The 15,240-nt window shown below is 61.6% G+C and carries 15 protein-coding genes and 2 pseudogenes; 8 read left to right on the plus strand and 9 right to left on the minus strand.

Annotated elements, in window-relative coordinates:
* Positions 1-29: 29 nt before the first annotated feature.
* Positions 30-2,699, plus strand: a pseudogene (locus ACLB0R_RS16385) (DUF5710 domain-containing protein); the annotation flags it as partial.
* Between the two features lies 1 nt (position 2,700).
* Here ACLB0R_RS16385 and ACLB0R_RS16390 read toward each other — a convergent pair.
* Positions 2,701-3,102, minus strand: a complete 402-nt coding sequence (locus ACLB0R_RS16390; RefSeq protein WP_044663218.1) for a hypothetical protein — start codon at positions 3,100-3,102, stop codon at positions 2,701-2,703.
* 53 nt (positions 3,103-3,155) lie between these two features.
* Between ACLB0R_RS16390 and ACLB0R_RS16395 the strand changes: the two genes are divergently transcribed.
* Entirely contained in the window at positions 3,156-3,374 is a 219-nt protein-coding gene (locus ACLB0R_RS16395; protein WP_226998764.1) for a helix-turn-helix domain-containing protein, read from the plus strand.
* A gap of 146 nt (positions 3,375-3,520) precedes the next feature.
* Positions 3,521-3,670: a hypothetical protein gene (locus ACLB0R_RS16400; RefSeq protein WP_172668332.1), complete on the plus strand. Its 150-nt coding sequence runs from the start codon at positions 3,521-3,523 to the stop codon at positions 3,668-3,670.
* A 10-nt stretch (positions 3,671-3,680) separates the two neighbouring features.
* On the opposite strand, the gene ACLB0R_RS16405 is transcribed toward ACLB0R_RS16400, so the two are convergent.
* From ACLB0R_RS16405 to ACLB0R_RS16435, 7 genes are all read right to left on the minus strand, one after another.
* Positions 3,681-3,923: a hypothetical protein gene (locus ACLB0R_RS16405; RefSeq protein ID WP_158258151.1), complete on the minus strand. Its 243-nt coding sequence runs from the start codon at positions 3,921-3,923 to the stop codon at positions 3,681-3,683.
* 139 nt (positions 3,924-4,062) lie between these two features.
* Positions 4,063-4,767, minus strand: a complete 705-nt coding sequence (locus ACLB0R_RS16410; protein ID WP_006954176.1) for a DNA adenine methylase — start codon at positions 4,765-4,767, stop codon at positions 4,063-4,065.
* A 148-nt stretch (positions 4,768-4,915) separates the two neighbouring features.
* Positions 4,916-5,992 carry a hypothetical protein gene (locus ACLB0R_RS16415; protein WP_106000989.1) on the minus strand — a complete coding sequence of 359 codons (1,077 nt, stop codon included), beginning with the start codon at positions 5,990-5,992 and terminating at the stop codon, positions 4,916-4,918.
* A 601-nt stretch (positions 5,993-6,593) separates the two neighbouring features.
* Positions 6,594-7,358 carry an IS6-like element IS6100 family transposase gene (locus ACLB0R_RS16420; protein WP_001389365.1) on the minus strand — a complete coding sequence of 255 codons (765 nt, stop codon included), beginning with the start codon at positions 7,356-7,358 and terminating at the stop codon, positions 6,594-6,596.
* Positions 7,324-7,752 carry a phosphoglycerate mutase family protein gene (locus ACLB0R_RS16425; RefSeq protein ID WP_434953874.1) on the minus strand — a complete coding sequence of 143 codons (429 nt, stop codon included), beginning with the start codon at positions 7,750-7,752 and terminating at the stop codon, positions 7,324-7,326. The genes ACLB0R_RS16420 and ACLB0R_RS16425 overlap by 35 nt, the downstream gene beginning before the upstream one ends.
* 2 nt (positions 7,753-7,754) lie before the next feature.
* Positions 7,755-8,153 (minus strand): type II toxin-antitoxin system VapC family toxin, encoded by a 399-nt coding sequence (locus tag ACLB0R_RS16430; protein ID WP_272800826.1) that lies wholly within the window; start codon positions 8,151-8,153, stop codon positions 7,755-7,757.
* A complete protein-coding gene (locus tag ACLB0R_RS16435; RefSeq protein ID WP_272800827.1) occupies positions 8,150-8,425 on the minus strand; it encodes an AbrB/MazE/SpoVT family DNA-binding domain-containing protein in 276 nt (91 codons plus the stop codon). The genes ACLB0R_RS16430 and ACLB0R_RS16435 overlap by 4 nt, the downstream gene beginning before the upstream one ends.
* 459 nt (positions 8,426-8,884) lie before the next feature.
* Between ACLB0R_RS16435 and ACLB0R_RS16440 the strand changes: the two genes are divergently transcribed.
* The 4 genes and pseudogenes from ACLB0R_RS16440 to ACLB0R_RS16455 all read left to right on the plus strand — a co-directional run.
* Entirely contained in the window at positions 8,885-9,517 is a 633-nt protein-coding gene (locus ACLB0R_RS16440; protein ID WP_434953875.1) for a transcription elongation protein SprT, read from the plus strand.
* Between the two features lie 90 nt (positions 9,518-9,607).
* Positions 9,608-10,261 (plus strand): ParA family protein, encoded by a 654-nt coding sequence (locus tag ACLB0R_RS16445; RefSeq protein ID WP_434953876.1) that lies wholly within the window; start codon positions 9,608-9,610, stop codon positions 10,259-10,261.
* Positions 10,261-10,608, plus strand: coding sequence for a hypothetical protein (locus tag ACLB0R_RS16450; RefSeq protein ID WP_416644403.1), 348 nt, complete (start codon positions 10,261-10,263; stop codon positions 10,606-10,608). The genes ACLB0R_RS16445 and ACLB0R_RS16450 overlap by 1 nt, the downstream gene beginning before the upstream one ends.
* Positions 10,605-11,279: pseudogene (locus ACLB0R_RS16455) on the plus strand (replication initiator protein A); the annotation flags it as partial. The gene ACLB0R_RS16450 and the pseudogene ACLB0R_RS16455, both read left to right, overlap by 4 nt.
* Positions 11,280-11,328: 49 nt before the next feature.
* On the opposite strand, the gene ACLB0R_RS16460 reads toward ACLB0R_RS16455, so the two are convergent.
* The gene (locus ACLB0R_RS16460) at positions 11,329-12,093 is read right to left on the minus strand and encodes an IS6-like element IS6100 family transposase (protein ID WP_001389365.1); all 765 of its coding nucleotides are present in this window, start codon (positions 12,091-12,093) and stop codon (positions 11,329-11,331) included.
* Between the two features lie 204 nt (positions 12,094-12,297).
* On the opposite strand from ACLB0R_RS16460, the gene ACLB0R_RS16465 reads away from it, so the two are divergent.
* Positions 12,298-15,231, plus strand: coding sequence for a DEAD/DEAH box helicase (locus ACLB0R_RS16465; RefSeq protein ID WP_226019289.1), 2,934 nt, complete (start codon positions 12,298-12,300; stop codon positions 15,229-15,231).
* The last annotated feature ends 9 nt before the right edge of the window (positions 15,232-15,240 follow it).

The raw sequence follows: 15,240 nt of genomic DNA on the forward strand, positions 1-15,240 counted from the left end.
CTCGACCCCCAAAAATTCAAATTAGGGCTGGACTGTCAGGATATTGCGCCGAGATTGCGAGCCTCATAACCGGGCAGGAATTGCAGATCGGCCACGACCCGGAGCAGCACGCGGCCTATGTCGGATCATGGATCAAAGTCCTTGAGGAAGACCCGCTTGAGATTGTCCGTGCCGCATCGGACGCCGAGAAGATTCACACCTATGTTCTGGCGCTGGAACAAAAACAGGTTCAGCAGGTCGAGCAGGCACACGACCATACGCAATATTTCGTCAGCAACGAAAATACGCTTTGCTATCAGCAGCCGGGCATGGCGATGTTGGGCGTTCTTGCCAGCAATATAGACGGGCGCAACCCGATTAACGGGCCATTCTATGCCAGTCCGCTAGATCAAATCCGGCCTGCCACGCGCGAGGATTTTGACAGGTTCCGCGTTACTCTACCGCCAGACTTCCAGCAGGCGCAGGAGTATCGCCAGAATGATCTTGATGAGGGCGATCGGCTTGCGGTCGCGGACATGGCCAAGACTGTTCAAGCCTATGAGGAGTGGCAGAACGGCCCCCATTTCGAGGGGAACGAGGAAGCGGACCTAGTAATATCCGACGACCTCAATATGGAGCTGGACGAGCGTATAAAGGCCGCCTTCGCCAGACCGGGGCTTGCGGCGGCGCTCAATGCCTCCGGGTTTACGGTCGAGCGGCTGACAGACCATAGCGGCGACAGATGGGCCGCCGCAGCCGGGGCCGTTGCCGCCATAGGCGATCCTATACCGGAGCCGCAGCAGCACTATTCCGACCGCACTTTGCGCGCGCTGATCGACAAGCACGGTTGGGAGCCGGTTGATAGTGGCGGGCCGATGCACACCGTTCGACGGCAATTTGAGGGCGTCGGGCCGATCGGCACGATGATAACCCCGAACGGCGAGCGAAACCTTATGGCGGGCTATTCCGCAGATAGCGAACGCCGCCGCTATATCGCCTTGTCGCTTGGGCCGAACCAGATCACCGATTTTGACGGCCGCGACCAGAACCCGGAGGACGTTGCCCGCCTTGTCAATTTGAAGGCCGAGCAATATGCCGATGAGCGCCGCGAGCGGCAGGGCTTGGCCCCTCTCTATGCGGTCAATTCGCCGCCCTTGGGCATCGCCGCGACCGACCAGCGGGACGCCGCGCCAGAGCCTTCCACCCGCACATATCTTGCGGTCCCCTATCGGGAAAAGGACGAGGCGAAAGCCTTGGGCGCGAAATGGGATAAGGCCGAAAAGTCGTGGTATGTTCCGGCAGGCGCTAATGTCGAGCCGTTCCAGAAATGGCTTTCAAGCGCCGTAGAGGCACCCGCAGGAGATCTAGGCCAATCGCTCCCCGGCGAGCGCGCGCAGCGCCCCACGGCCCCGGAGCAGCCGCAGGAAGGGCAAACGATGCACGAAACCCCGCGACAGGCACGCGAATATCTGGCGGTGCCTTATGGCGAACGAACCCTTGCCAAAGCCAACGGCGCGAAATGGGATGCCGCTCGCAAGAGCTGGTATGCGCCGGAGGGCGCGGACCCGGAGAAGCTGGCGCGCTGGAAAATAGACAATCAGCCGCGCCAGAAGGAGGCGAAAAGCCCGGAGGTCGAATTTGCCGACGCGATGAAATCTCTTGGCCTTGAGGTTCCCGCAGGGCACCCGATGATGGACGGCAAGACCCACCGCGTTCCGGCACAGGGCGATGGAAAGGGCGAGGCGGCGGGTTTCTATGTCGCCTTCACCGATGGCCACCCAGCGGGCTACATCAAGAACAACCGTTCGGGGCTGGATATGCGATGGAAAAGCACCGGCTACACGTTGAGCGAGGAGGAAAAGGCCCGGTTGAACGCCGAGGCCGCCACCAAGCGAGAGGAGCGCGAGCGGGAGCGGGCGGCGACATATGATGCGACGGCCGAGCGCGTGCAGCAGCGCGCCGCGCAATGCCGTCAGATCGAGCAGGCAACGCCCTACATGGAGAGGAAGGGTATTGCGCCGACGATCGGCGCGCTCGCCAGCGCCAGCGATACTACAATCCACCTTCCGGCGATCGACACCAGCGGCAAGCACTGGACGACGCAATATATTCAGGAAGACGGCACGAAGCGTTTTGCGAAGGAGAGCCACAAGGAAAGCTGTTTCCATGTGGTCAACGGGGGCGTGACGCCGCAGGCCGCACTAGCCGCGCTCGACAAGGCCCCGCGCATTATGATTGGCGAAGGCTACGCGACGATGGCGACCGTCTCTAGCGTGGTGGACCATGCGACCGTCGCGGCGTTCGATTCCGGCAACCTCCCCGCCGTCGCAGCCGCGTTGCGCGAGCGTTACCCCGACAAGCCGATTTTCATCATGGGCGAGGACGATCAGCGCGTCTTGGAGAAATTCGGCTACAATCCCGGCAAGGAGAAGGCGACCCAAGCGGCGCAGGCCGTGAACGGCGTTCCGGTCTTCCCGACCTTCGCCCCCGGCGAGCAGCAGGCCGACCCGGCACGCTTCACCGACTTCAACGACTTGCAGCAGAACAGCCGCTTGGGCCGTGAAGGCGTGGTGCGCCAGATCAGGGCGGCGATCGAGAACCCGCGTCAGCAGGAGCGGGAGGCTCCCCGGATCGAGCTGGACGACGAACGCGAAAGGAAGCGTTCCGGGCCGGTTATCGGAGACGATCGACCGGCCCAGCGCCGCAGCGTTCGACGCTAGATCAAGCGGAAACCAGCTTCCTAGAATAGTCGAGGGAACGGAGCGCGGTTTTGAGATGGAAGGCGGTTATGTCGTCGTCCATCTCCACCGCGATAACGAGGCTTTCCCGCGCGAGGTCTATAGCGTGGAGGAGGCCGCGATATTGTTCATCGCTCAGGTCCGTGTCTCGCATTGTTCTCGCAGTTCGCGGGGCCTCCGCTTCATCCACGGTCAGGGTGACAGGCTCCCGATCGTCATGGCCTTCGGCCTCTAGCTCGCTAATGTAATGCAGCGAATGGAGCGCGTGTTTCAGTTGAAAGGCTGATAGATCGTCGCCCAGCTCCGCCGCGATAGCGAGGCTTTCGCGCGTGAGGGCTATAGCATGTTGGAGGCGGTGATATTGTTCGTCGTTCAAGTCCATCATCACCCGACTCCGAAGCAGGTTCCAGAATGGCAATATACCTACGTTTGGACGATATGGCGCACCCGTTGAGCAAATTATTCGGGAAGCGGTTGAGGGCGCGGAGGCAGGCCCTCAAAATGTCGCAAGCGATGCTGCATGAGCAAACCGGCGTCACGGCCTCCTACATTTCGTTTATCGAGAACGGGAAGGCCAATCCGACCTTGGATGTTATGGCGCAGCTCGCGGACGCGATCGGTTGCCCTGTCTCGGAAATGTTGGCCGCTGAAGCATAGTCGCCGCTGTCTATGCGCTGCAGCATAGCCGCCCGCGTCTATGTCGCCGGTGGCATAGACGTTCCCGTCTATGATGTTGGCCGGTGAAGCCCCTTGCTGGCTTAGGAGGTTGCAGCATCGAGCCGGAGCCGTAATCATCCGGTGCCATGAAGGACTGGCCCGATCCGAACGACGATTCCGGCAGCGACTTGCTTATCCACATCGAGTTTTGGGGATTGCTGGCGCTTACCGGGCTTGCCTTCCTCGCGGGCGTTGGGCCGCCGATCGTCCGCTTTGTCCGTTCAGTCATCGGATAGGCGCGCACGCCTATGATGCTGTCCCGTGGCGGGGAACAATGTAGGCCCATATGCCGCCTTGGCTCGCCCACGCTGGATGCGAATAATTATAGGCCATCATGGCGAGCGTGAACAGCAGCAGCAGAAGCGCCGACAAATCGCCGCGCGAAAAGGGCCTGTTGTTATCGCCGTTCATCGCCTCTTTTGACACAGGAGCGGTAATCGGACCCTTGCCCGCCTTGGTTAAATGTTGGTGGACGAGCTGGCGGCGCAAAAAGATGGACCCGACAGCTAATGCAGCCGGGTCCAGTGAAAGAACCTAAATGATCGAGAAAGGTTCTTCGGGTCGCAGGGCTGATCTAGGATGCTTTGGTTAATCATTTCACAACGGCAACGAGTGCGGCGCTGGCCTGCTATGAGTCCACTTCCAGCAGCGCGGCGAGGATCGCAATTCGCTCGCCCGCAGGCAGCTCGCTAAACATGCGTTTCCAACGTGCCGCCTTGCGCTTGATCCTCTGGCGATCGGTGAAATCCACCCCGGCATGTGTGGCCCAATGCGCCGCGTCGGGCGCATAGTTCATCCATAGACATTCGGTGCGCGGCCCGCCTCGCGTCATGGCCTGATAGGACAGGACGCGCCAGCGCGGCGCGGGCAGCAGCTCGCTATACAGGGACGAGGGATAGCCTGAAATCATCACCGAGGCGGGCAGCGCATCGAGGACGGCCAGCAGTTCCCTATGGTCCGCTTCCGTATAGTCATAGCGGTAGCGCGTGCCCGGATGGGAGCGCGTGGCGAGGACATAGGGCGGATCAGCATAGATCAGCACGCGCCCAGCGGCCGAAAAGTCGAAATCGCGCAGGAAGGCGAGGCAATCGACGTTGTAGGTTTCGACGGCCGCGCCATCGAACGCGCTCGATTCCTCTGCCGCGATCGAGCCGAAGCACTCAAAGGTAGCCGGATCAATTTCGAGGCCGATCGAGCGGGCAGCGGGAGGCTTGCGCCGGAGGACGATGCCGGAGCCTAGATGCGTCTCAATGTAGGTATCGTGCGGCGGCATATTGGCAATCACAGCCTGATATGCGCCCGAAACCTGTTTCGAGCCGAGATAGCCGGTCATGGCACCTACTGGAAAAGAAGGAGCAGGCGGGGGAAGCGTCCCCCTGCGATCGGGCCGCCCAGCGTCCCGCTCGACCCCCACAGCAAGGGGCCAGCCCCTCGCAACGCTCCCCGGCTAACACCAAACGGAAGGTTCGGGCTGGGGGCGTTCATCTGGAACGCCGGGGCGACGGCGGCTTAGGCAGGCCGTGGCCGATTTCGTTGGATTTGGTTTTGCCGTCGCCTTCGCTCTGGCCTGTCTTGAGGGCGTCGGAGAGTCCGGCGAGCGAGCTTCCCCGCGCCGCGTTCAGGAGAGACGTTCGGCCACTTTCCGGCGTAGCTTTTCGTCCGTCGCCATGTGCGAGGCTCCCACCAACATCAGGGCCTCCAATCGCGTAAAGTTGCCCGTGGGGAGACTGTCCTTTGAATTGGAGGGCGCAATCGGCGCTGACGCGGCCGAGCTGGTTGAGCCGGTCGAACTCTCTTTCAAGCCTTTCTTGGACAGGTCCATTTTCCAATTCCTTCTGCCAGATATTTACACCGTCCATGCCTTCTAGGCGATGAACATTCGCACGATCGCGCACGTCATGGACCGCAACCGAAATCTGATCGCCAAAGCGACCTAGAAGGGCCTCTAGGCCGTCAGGCGTGCCTTCCTGAATACGCACCATCACGGCCGCGCTCGCGCCCCTGCCTAGCTCCTCAAAGCGTTGGAACGTGTGCGCAAGCGCCTCCTCTGGCCGAGGCAGCACCGCTATTACCCCGACTCTGCATCCGGCGCTCAATGCCTGTTCGACCTTGGCGATGCTCGCTTGCGGATCGACAAGCTGGCCCTCAAAGATCGCGCGCACGTCACGGCCGAGCCGGTTTCCTTCATGCAGCGCCGCATACTGGATTTCAGAGGTTTTCCCGGCCCCCGGCATCCCGGTTACGAACAGCACCAGGTTGCGGGCCGGATCGGAGCTATCGGCTACTACGCGCCGGTATTGTTCGGCCGCCAGAACGGCCGCGGCATTGTGGACGGGCGCGTTGTATCGGCCGCGGGCCTCTCTTGAGGCGGTATATTCGGGAAGCAGCTCCTTCATGGCGTCCGCACAGACGTAGCGCCCTCCGAAAGTGCCGGGTCGGGCCGCATAGTCTGTCAGGAACCGTTCGGGCGCAGCTTGCACGGCATCGACCACGCGCCGTTGCACGTCCGCGCGATCGGCGTCCGCGAACTCCAATACCCTGATAGGTTCCAATGCCATCCCGCTTCCTCTGTCAGATCCGGCATAGACGCAGGCGTCTATGAGAACCAGAACTATTTGTTGGAGCGTGGTCTAGCACGAATATAAGAAAGCCCGACACAGGGCCGGGCTTTCGCACTTTCGGATACAACGGCGGGTTGTGCGCGACCCGAAAGCAGAGTTGTTGCAGAACCGTATCGGGCAGGCACGGCGCTGGCAAGGCGAAGGAGCTGCGCCCGCGCGATATGCCCAGCCTTTATCGTCGGCAGGCTGTTAATCATGGTGTGCAACGGAAACTTACCATTCATCGTGCAGCGCAAGATTCATGGATAGCGATCCCGGAGAAGCGCGAAGGCTGCACGCGGTTGAGAACCGCGCAATGGCGCGCCGCATTGAGGCGGAGCGTTGGAAAGCTCTATGGGATGAGGCCCACCCCGCAGCGACGGAGGCCCCGGCCCCGGCCCATGCAGCTCCCGACAAACCGAGCCGCTTGCGCTCGATATTAACGCTATTCCGAAGGGATGGCCTCTAGTCTCGCTTTTGACGCTGTTCAGGCTGGCCTAAAATGGGCTCTGTTGCAAAGATTGGCGGCAGTCAGAGGTAGGCTGTCGCTCTGCGCCGATCAGGCGGCTGCTGCGAAATGGTGGTTGAGCATGCCCATGGCCTCCGTCAGCGCCGAGGGCCCAATGCCAAAAGCTCTCTCCACAAGGCGCACCTCGCCCCTGATGCCGGGCTGCAGGCACCAGGGGCGAGCCTGTCCTTTGCGCAGGGCTCGCATGACTTCGAATCCCTTGATCGTGGCATAGGCCGTGGGGATCGATTTGAAACCGCGCACCGGCTTGATCAGTATCTTGAGCTTTCCGTGATCGGCCTCGATCACGTTATTGAGATACTTCACCTGCCGGTGGGCCGTCTCCCGGTCCAGCTTTCCTTCGCGCTTCAATTCGGTGATCGCTGCACCATAGCTCGGCGCTTTGTCGGTATTGAGCGTGGCAGGCTTTTCCCAGTGCTTCAGGCCTCGCAGGGCCTTGCCCAGGAACCGCTTCGCTGCCTTGGCGCTGCGGGTCGGCGACAGGTAGAAATCGATCGTGTCGCCCCGCTTGTCGACTGCCCGGTACAGGTAGGTCCACTTGCCCCGCACCTTGACGTAGGTTTCATCCAGGCGCCAGCTCGGATCAAAGCCACGCCGCCAGAACCAGCGCAGCCGCTTCTCCATCTCCGGGGCGTAGCACTGGACCCAGCGATAGATCGTCGTATGGTCGACCGAAATGCCGCGTTCCGCCAGCATTTCCTCAAGGTCGCGATAGCTGATCGGATAGCGACAATACCAGCGCACCGCCCACAGGATCACATCACCCTGGAAATGGCGCCACTTGAAATCCGTCATCGTTCCGTCCGTCCAATCTCCGCCAAGCATGCTCAAGCTTCACGATTTTTGCAACAGAGCCATCCGGATCGGCCGCGCTCCAATAGCGTTCGAGGTGCGGCATCCGTTCGGCGCTGGCCGTGCCGTTCCAGCGCGCCGGTTGCAGATAAGTGAACTCTTCGATCGGCCACGTCTCCACCGGCACGGCGGGGAATCTGGCGATCGTCGGCGCGGCCGTCTGCCGGGTGCGGGTATAGGGCGAGGTGACGATGAGCGACGGCGCTTCGGCCCAGCTCGCCGCGACATGACGCGCCTGTTCCTGGCCGCGCTCCGTCAGCTCGATCGTCGCCAGATCGTGACACGGCACGCCGGCGTTGCCGGTGCTTTCGCCGTGGCGGATGAATATGGCCCGCATGGCTATTTCAGTAGCAGGGCGTCGGTCCCCTGCCCTTTCAACAGCTTCACCGCTTTCCTGTCGAACGACACGAAAGTTTCGCCGCCGTGGAATCGGCCGTCAAACGCGATCACCCCATCCGCGAAGTCGCCGCCAGCATCGAGGACAGCAAGGCCCGCTTCGACTATAGGACGGTTCACCACGACATTGCGGGTGTTCATAAAACGGCGGATCGCGGCGGCAACGTCGGGCCGCGCCGCATCGTAGCTCCGTTCCATCACCCATGCGAGTTCACAGAGGGAATGGACGCTGATCGCCACGGAATCCGCTTCCTTGAGTGTTTCGATCGCGAGCTTTTGTTGCGCCTCATCGCCGGGGACGACAAGGCGCAGCAGCACATTCGTATCAGCGGTAATCTTCATTTCTTGCCCATGCCGGCCATGCCGGCGGCAGCGCCCGCGTCGGCGATCGCGTCGTTGATTTCTTCAATCGACAGCCGCGCGCCATTCGTCTTTCCGGCGAAAAAGTTTCGCAGATCGTCCCAGGAGCCATCGGGTTCATCGGCCTTCAGCTCCGCCCTGCCATCGGGCAGCAGGTCGAGCCTGATCTTGTCACCGGGCCGGATACCGAGATGCTTCAAAACATCCTTCCGGAAAGTTACCTGGCCCCGCGCGGTTACGCTTAAAGTCGTCATGGCTATTACCTCCGTATCGAGCAGAGGTAATGCATAATAGCATTATTTTCAAGGCCGAAATCCTGATAGCCTAAGCACTAAGCCACCAAGCTACTAAGCTACTAAGCGATTAAGCGCCTGCCGCTGGCGCGGCACCGTGGCTCTACTCGCTTCGCTCCCCAAGCCCGCGAGCGGTCTTGGCCCAAGGTGACGATCCACATGGCGGGCGAGATCGCTGCGCGGATCTCGCGGGCGATGTGCCGGCGCGCGCCGGCGTCGATGTTCGTTCAGTGGGGAAAGGCGGTCCCGGCCGCCTCTCCCCCGCAACGGGATTAGACGGGGCCGTGCCTCGCTGCGCTGCGGCCGCTCCACCCCCGTCGAATCCCGCTGCCCCCCTCTCTCGCCGGCGTTCTTGGGCGTCCGTGTTCCGGCCGATGGCATGGCCATCGCCGGACAGGCGATTTGAAGGAGGAAAATCAGATGGTCCACGAAACGCGCGAAAGCTGGCTCAATGCGGTGGCGATGGGCATGGCTCCGCTATTCGAGGCGCTGGACGCTCCACTGCCCTCGCGTGTCCGCGTGGCGATCGGCTTCACCAGCAGGGGCGCGAAGGCCAAGGCGATCGGCGAGTGCTGGGATAACCGGCTGAGCGCGGACGGACATTTTGAAATCTTCATTCGTCCGGACCTCGCCCACGCGGCCGACGCCATGCCGACGCAGATCGCGGCCATCCTCGCGCACGAGCTGGTCCATGCCGCCGTCGGCATCCCGGCAGGGCACGGGAAGGCGTTTAAACGGGTTGCGCTGGGGCTGGGCCTTGTCGGGCCGATGCGCGCCACCACCCCCGGCGACGCCTTCCTTGCGGCCGTCGCGCCGATCCTCGCCGATGTCGGCCCCCTCCCCCATGCCCGCCTCGACACGGACGGCGAATCCACCGCGCCCAAGAAGCAGAAAGCCCGGATGCTCAAATGCGAGTGCGCGACGTGCGGCTATACCGTCAGGACCGCGCGCAAATGGCTTGAGCAGGCCGGCGCGCCACTATGCCCGATCGAGGATCATGGGCGGATGCAGCATGAGCCACTGGACGACGACGAGAGTGACGGCGAAGACTAAGTGACTAAGCGACTAACCTGCTAAGCGGCGCGACTTGCCTACTAAGCGACTAAGCGATATAAGCCGCATAGTCGCTTAGTAGGAGCCGTCATGCAAACTTGGGCCATCATCGCGCAGAAGGGCGGGCAGTCGAAAACGACCATCGCCACCGCCTTCGCCGTCGAGGCCGCCCGCGAAGGGGCGGCCGTTGTCATCCTCGATGCCGACGACCGGCAGGGGTCCGCGCTCTATTGGTCGGAGCGGCGCGACACCGACGATGTGATGGTGAAGGACAGCAGCGTCGCGGGCTTGCCGCTGCACGTCTCGCGCGGCCGCGACAGCGGCAAGCTGGACCTTATCATCATCGACACGCCGGCGAACTCCAAGGACATCGCCATGCTGGCCGCCGAGCAGGCCGATTTCGTGGTGATCCCGGTCGCGCCGCGCGGCCTCGACGTTCATTCGGTGCTGCAAACCGTCAAGCAGGTCCAGCAGGCGGGAACGCCATTCGCCGTGATCCTGACCCAAGTGCCGCATCAGGGCGGGGAGGGGGCAGAGGCCCGCGCGGGCTTCGCGGCGAAGGGCGTCGCCGTGTTCGATAGCGTGCTTCATTTCCGCAAGGACTTCTACAAGGCGACGCCGATCGGCAAGACGGCGGTCGAGCTGGAGCCGGACAGCAAGGCGGCGGCCGAGTTGCGCGCCGCCTTTGCGGAGGCTAAGCGACTAAGCGGTTTTGCGAATAAGCCACTAAGCGAGGTAGCCTGATGGCCAAGAAATCCTCAGCCCTGGCCGGAATCTTCGATGATCCCGAACCCGAGGCAGCGCCCGCGCCTGTTCCAGCGCCCGAGCCGGTGGCCCCGATGCCGGAACCCGCAGCCCGATCGCGGCCTAAGCGGGCAGGGGAGGGCGCGCGCGACGCATCCAACGCTGCGCCGGCACGGCGCAGCAGTCACCCCGGCAAGAAACCCGTGCTGATCCATATCCCCGAGGATATGCACCGCACCCTGCGGCAATTGAGCGTCGAGGAAGGGGGCGAGCCGCTGACCGTCGTCACCGAGCGACTATTGCGGCAATATCTCGTGTCGCGAGGCCATACCCGGTTCGCCCCGTGAGCAAGCGCCGCGATCCCAATCCCACGTTCGACCTGTTCATTCCGCTGATGAACGACCTCCCGCTGAAAGATCAGCGGGAGGTGATGGAGCGGCCATTTTTCTCGCTCCAGAAACGCAAGCGCCTCAAGCCGATCGAATATCGCAGCCCGGACGGCGAGGCGTGGGTGAAGGTCGAGGCGATGCCCGCCTATGGCATGGCGACGATATGGGACGCCGATATTCTGATATGGGCCGCGTCGGTCCTCAACCGAATGAAAGAACAGGGGGTCAACGACCTGCCCAGGACGCTGACCACGACCACCTACGATCTGTTGCGCGCCATCCGGCGCGGGACGGGCGGGCGCGACTATACCGAGCTGCAGGCGGCGCTTTCGCGCCTGGAGACGACTTCCATCCGCACGTCGCTGCGCGCGCCCAAGCGCCGCACCGAAGCGCAATTCGGGTGGCTGGACGGGTGGAGCCTGGAGGTCGATCCGGCGACCGAACAGCCGCGCGGGATGACCATCACGCTGTCGAACTGGGTCTATGAGGGAATTGTCAGCGAGCGTTCGCTGCTCACCATGCACGCCGATTATTTCCTGCTGACAGGCGGGCTTGAACGGGCGCTGTATCGCATCGCGCGCAAGCACGCCGGCAGTCAGCGGGGCGGGTGGACGTGCCGCGTCGGGCTCTGTTGCAAAGATTGGCGGCAGTCAGAGGTAGGCTGTCGCTCTGCGCCGATCAGGCGGCTGCTGCGAAATGGTGGTTGAGCATGCCCATGGCCTCCGTCAGCGCCGAGGGCCCAATGCCAAAAGCTCTCTCCACAAGGCGCACCTCGCCCCTGATGCCGGGCTGCAGGCACCAGGGGCGAGCCTGTCCTTTGCGCAGGGCTCGCATGACTTCGAATCCCTTGATCGTGGCATAGGCCGTGGGGATCGATTTGAAACCGCGCACCGGCTTGATCAGTATCTTGAGCTTTCCGTGATCGGCCTCGATCACGTTATTGAGATACTTCACCTGCCGGTGGGCCGTCTCCCGGTCCAGCTTTCCTTCGCGCTTCAATTCGGTGATCGCTGCACCATAGCTCGGCGCTTTGTCGGTATTGAGCGTGGCAGGCTTTTCCCAGTGCTTCAGGCCTCGCAGGGCCTTGCCCAGGAACCGCTTCGCTGCCTTGGCGCTGCGGGTCGGCGACAGGTAGAAATCGATCGTGTCGCCCCGCTTGTCGACTGCCCGGTACAGGTAGGTCCACTTGCCCCGCACCTTGACGTAGGTTTCATCCAGGCGCCAGCTCGGATCAAAGCCACGCCGCCAGAACCAGCGCAGCCGCTTCTCCATCTCCGGGGCGTAGCACTGGACCCAGCGATAGATCGTCGTATGGTCGACCGAAATGCCGCGTTCCGCCAGCATTTCCTCAAGGTCGCGATAGCTGATCGGATAGCGACAATACCAGCGCACCGCCCACAGGATCACATCACCCTGGAAATGGCGCCACTTGAAATCCGTCATCGTTCCGTCCGTCCAATCTCCGCCAAGCATGCTCAAGCTTCACGATTTTTGCAACAGAGCCTTGCAATTCGTTGATCGCCGCTATGTCGAAGTCTCGTAGCCGTTCCGACAAAGGTCTTATTGCCGGAGGCCAACACGAGGACGTCGCTTCGCTAGACGATTTTCAGTTTTCCCCATCCCATCGTTAGAGATCGCAGAAATCTCGTGACCTATTTCGCATCGCATTATTCAGATCTGCGCTTTCCCGTTGAACGCGGCGACGACATTCCGGAGCCCGGTTTTCGCGAGGCGCAACGCGGTGCGCTATTTGCTATAGCGTCGCACTTTACCTCACGGACCGATCCCGCAATCGTGACCATGCCGACGGGATCGGGCAAGACAGCGGTGTTGCAGGCGAGTGCCTTTCTCCTTCGAGCGAGCCGCGTGCTCGTCTTGACTCCGAGCCGCCTTGTTCGCGAACAAATTGCCGAGGATTTTGGCGAACTGCGAGTCCTGAAGCGTCTGAATGCCTTACCGAACGATCTCGCCGCGCCGGCAGTCATGGCTACCAACGCACGGGTCAAAACTGCCGACGATTGGGAGGCCATGAGGGCCTTCGATGTTGTCGTCGCGACCGTACAAAGCATCAGCCCGTCCTTGGAAGATGTCCCGGCACCACCAGCCGACCTGTTCGATCTGATCCTGGTCGACGAAGCGCATCACAGTCCCGCTCTGACGTGGCGAACTCTTATCGAGGGATTTCCAGATGCGCTCAAGGTGTTGTTTACTGCCACACCATTTCGTAGAGATGACCGGGAAATAAAGGGTCGTTTCGTTTATAGTTATGATCTGAAGCGAGCCTATGATGACGGTGTATTTGGGCACATCGACTATATCCCGGCAGAGCCCGAAGCCGGTGATACCGGCCGCGAAGCTGAAGATCGCGCCGTTGCCCTTGCTGCGGAAGCCAAATTCAAGGCTGACCGGGCAGCAAACCTAGATCATCTTTTGATGGTTCGCACCGATAGCCGAGCGCGCGCGAAGGAGCTTGAGGGCATTTATGCGGTCAATACCGAGCTAAGATTGAAACTGGTGACGGGTGACCAATCACTCGCGCATGTTCGCCGTGTTTTGGCCAAGCTGGATACCGGCGAGCTCGATGGCATTATCTGCGTCAATATGATGGGAGAAGGGTTCGACATGCCGCGGCTGAAGATTGCCGCGGTCCATGCACCGCATCGCTCGCTGGCGGTGACACTTCAATTTATCGGTCGTTTCGCCCGGACCGTCGGCGAGCGACTAGGCAGTGCAACCTTCCTCGCTCCGATGTCAGCCATTCAAGTCGAAGCGCGGCAATTGTATGCCGAGGGCGCCGTTTGGGCCGAGATCATTCCCAATCTGAGCGAGGCGCGAATTCGCCGCGAAGTGGACGTGCGAGAAACGCTTGAGGCGTTCGAGCCGCAAACGAGCGTCCCGGACCTCGCGGACCTTTCGCTCTACGGATTGTCCTTGTACGCGCACGTCAAGATCTATCGATTGCGGGAAGCCCCGGATCTAGCAACGCCCATGAATTTTGGAGGCGACCGGGAAACGGTCTTTTCCTGGACGAGCGACAGTCAGCGCGCGAGCGTGCACATCACCCGGCAAGTCACCGGTGTGCGATGGGCTAGCGACGATCGGCTGCTCGACGTTCGGTTCGACATCTTCGTATTTTACTACGACGAAGCGGCGAATCTCCTGTTCATCTGTGCGTCGAAACGCGCCGATGGCTATTACCGCACGCTGGCACGAAACTTGACCGGGTATGATCCTCGCATCCTTCCGCTCAGCCATGTGAGCCGCGCGCTGAAGGAGCTTGGCGATCCGCGCTTCTTCCAGGTCGGTATGAAGAAGCGGCAGGCAGCCAGTCTCGCGGAGTCCTACCGCATAATGGCCGGATCCCATGCCGATGAGGCCATCCGGAACGAAGACGCGCGTCTCTATGATCGCGGGCATTGTTTCGGCAGCGCCTACGATGGCGAGGAGCGATTGACGATCGGCCTCAGCAGTTCGTCGAAGATCTGGAGCAACAGAACGCTCAGTCTGCCCGAGCTACTGGGATGGTGCCGGACACTCGCCCGCAAGATCAATGACAAGAAGGCGGCGGTAACTGGCAGCAAGCTCGATATGCTCCAGACCGGTGAAACGGTGCGGAAAATCCCCGGCAGGCCGCTGTTCGCGATCTGGTCCAACGATATCTACATAGAGCCGCCGCAGGCGATTTTCCAAGATACTTCCGGCGCCCACCATTCCGTGCCGCTGACCGAATTCTCTCTCGACGTCACAGGCTGGGGCGATCATCATATCGCCATTTGCCTTGCCAATGATCTCGTGGCGACAAACCTGATTTTCAGGCTTGAAGGCGGCGGCCCCCTGTTCGGCTATCTCGACGATGTCCAGCCACGGGTGGTTCTCGACTGGCAGCGTCATGATGTCGATCTGGCAGACTATTTGAACGATGACCCGGTCGCCTTTACGCTCGACGACTGGTCGCGGCTTGATGGCGAGGAACATTATCCGCCGCCGGCTGGAGGCTTCGAGCTCTACAGCGCCGACCTGGTCGACACGCTCGACTGGAACGCCGCCGGCGTCGATATCAAGGTGGAGTACGCGGCGGGAGTTGGTCTTGCCACGTCGATCCAGGGTCACCTGCGCCAGGTTCTGGCGGGTGGAAGCGATGACGTCGTCTATTGGGACCATGGCAGCGGCGAGACGGCCGATTTCGTGGCATTCAAGCTACGCGACGATGGCGGTGTCGATGTTCGCTTTTATCATTGCAAGGGCTCGTCGGGCCCCAGCCCGGGCAACAGAGTCGCCGATGTCTACGAAGTGTGCGGACAGGCGGTCAAAGGTTACATCTGGTGCGATATCGCGCGCCTCGTCAAACGGCTTTCCAACCGCCACAAGAACAAGAGCGGCATGGCCGAGTTCGTTCGCGGCGACGAAGAGGTTCTCAAGACTTTTGCTCGAGCACGCCCGGCAACGTTTCAAATGATCGTGGTGCAGCCGGGCATTCGGCGCGGCGTGATCGAGCCCAAACTTTCAGAGGTGCTCGGCGCGGCCAACTCGCATTCTCTCAGTTCCGGCCTGCTTCCTCTTCGCACGCTGGGATCCGCCTAGCAATTGGCT

Source organism: Sphingomonas sp. GlSt437 (assembly GCF_048015635.2).
Classification (GTDB): domain Bacteria; phylum Pseudomonadota; class Alphaproteobacteria; order Sphingomonadales; family Sphingomonadaceae; genus Sphingomonas.

Bases quoted from the DNA above. Each gene is read 5' to 3' on its own strand.
- ACLB0R_RS16460 (WP_001389365.1), bottom strand. From the start codon at position 12,093: ATGACGGATTTCAAGTGGCGCCATTTCCAGGGTGATGTGATCCTGTGG.
- ACLB0R_RS16435 (WP_272800827.1), bottom strand. From the start codon at position 8,425: ATGACGACTTTAAGCGTAACCGCGCGGGGCCAGGTAACTTTCCGGAAG.
- ACLB0R_RS16390 (WP_044663218.1), bottom strand. From the start codon at position 3,102: ATGATGGACTTGAACGACGAACAATATCACCGCCTCCAACATGCTATA.
- ACLB0R_RS16400 (WP_172668332.1), top strand. From the start codon at position 3,521: ATGAAGGACTGGCCCGATCCGAACGACGATTCCGGCAGCGACTTGCTT.
- ACLB0R_RS16420 (WP_001389365.1), bottom strand. From the start codon at position 7,358: ATGACGGATTTCAAGTGGCGCCATTTCCAGGGTGATGTGATCCTGTGG.
- ACLB0R_RS16430 (WP_272800826.1), bottom strand. From the start codon at position 8,153: ATGAAGATTACCGCTGATACGAATGTGCTGCTGCGCCTTGTCGTCCCC.
- ACLB0R_RS16425 (WP_434953874.1), bottom strand. From the start codon at position 7,752: ATGCGGGCCATATTCATCCGCCACGGCGAAAGCACCGGCAACGCCGGC.
- ACLB0R_RS16410 (WP_006954176.1), bottom strand. From the start codon at position 4,767: ATGACCGGCTATCTCGGCTCGAAACAGGTTTCGGGCGCATATCAGGCT.
- ACLB0R_RS16415 (WP_106000989.1), bottom strand. From the start codon at position 5,992: ATGGCATTGGAACCTATCAGGGTATTGGAGTTCGCGGACGCCGATCGC.
- ACLB0R_RS16395 (WP_226998764.1), top strand. From the start codon at position 3,156: ATGGCGCACCCGTTGAGCAAATTATTCGGGAAGCGGTTGAGGGCGCGG.
- ACLB0R_RS16440 (WP_434953875.1), top strand. From the start codon at position 8,885: ATGGTCCACGAAACGCGCGAAAGCTGGCTCAATGCGGTGGCGATGGGC.
- ACLB0R_RS16445 (WP_434953876.1), top strand. From the start codon at position 9,608: ATGCAAACTTGGGCCATCATCGCGCAGAAGGGCGGGCAGTCGAAAACG.
- ACLB0R_RS16450 (WP_416644403.1), top strand. From the start codon at position 10,261: ATGGCCAAGAAATCCTCAGCCCTGGCCGGAATCTTCGATGATCCCGAA.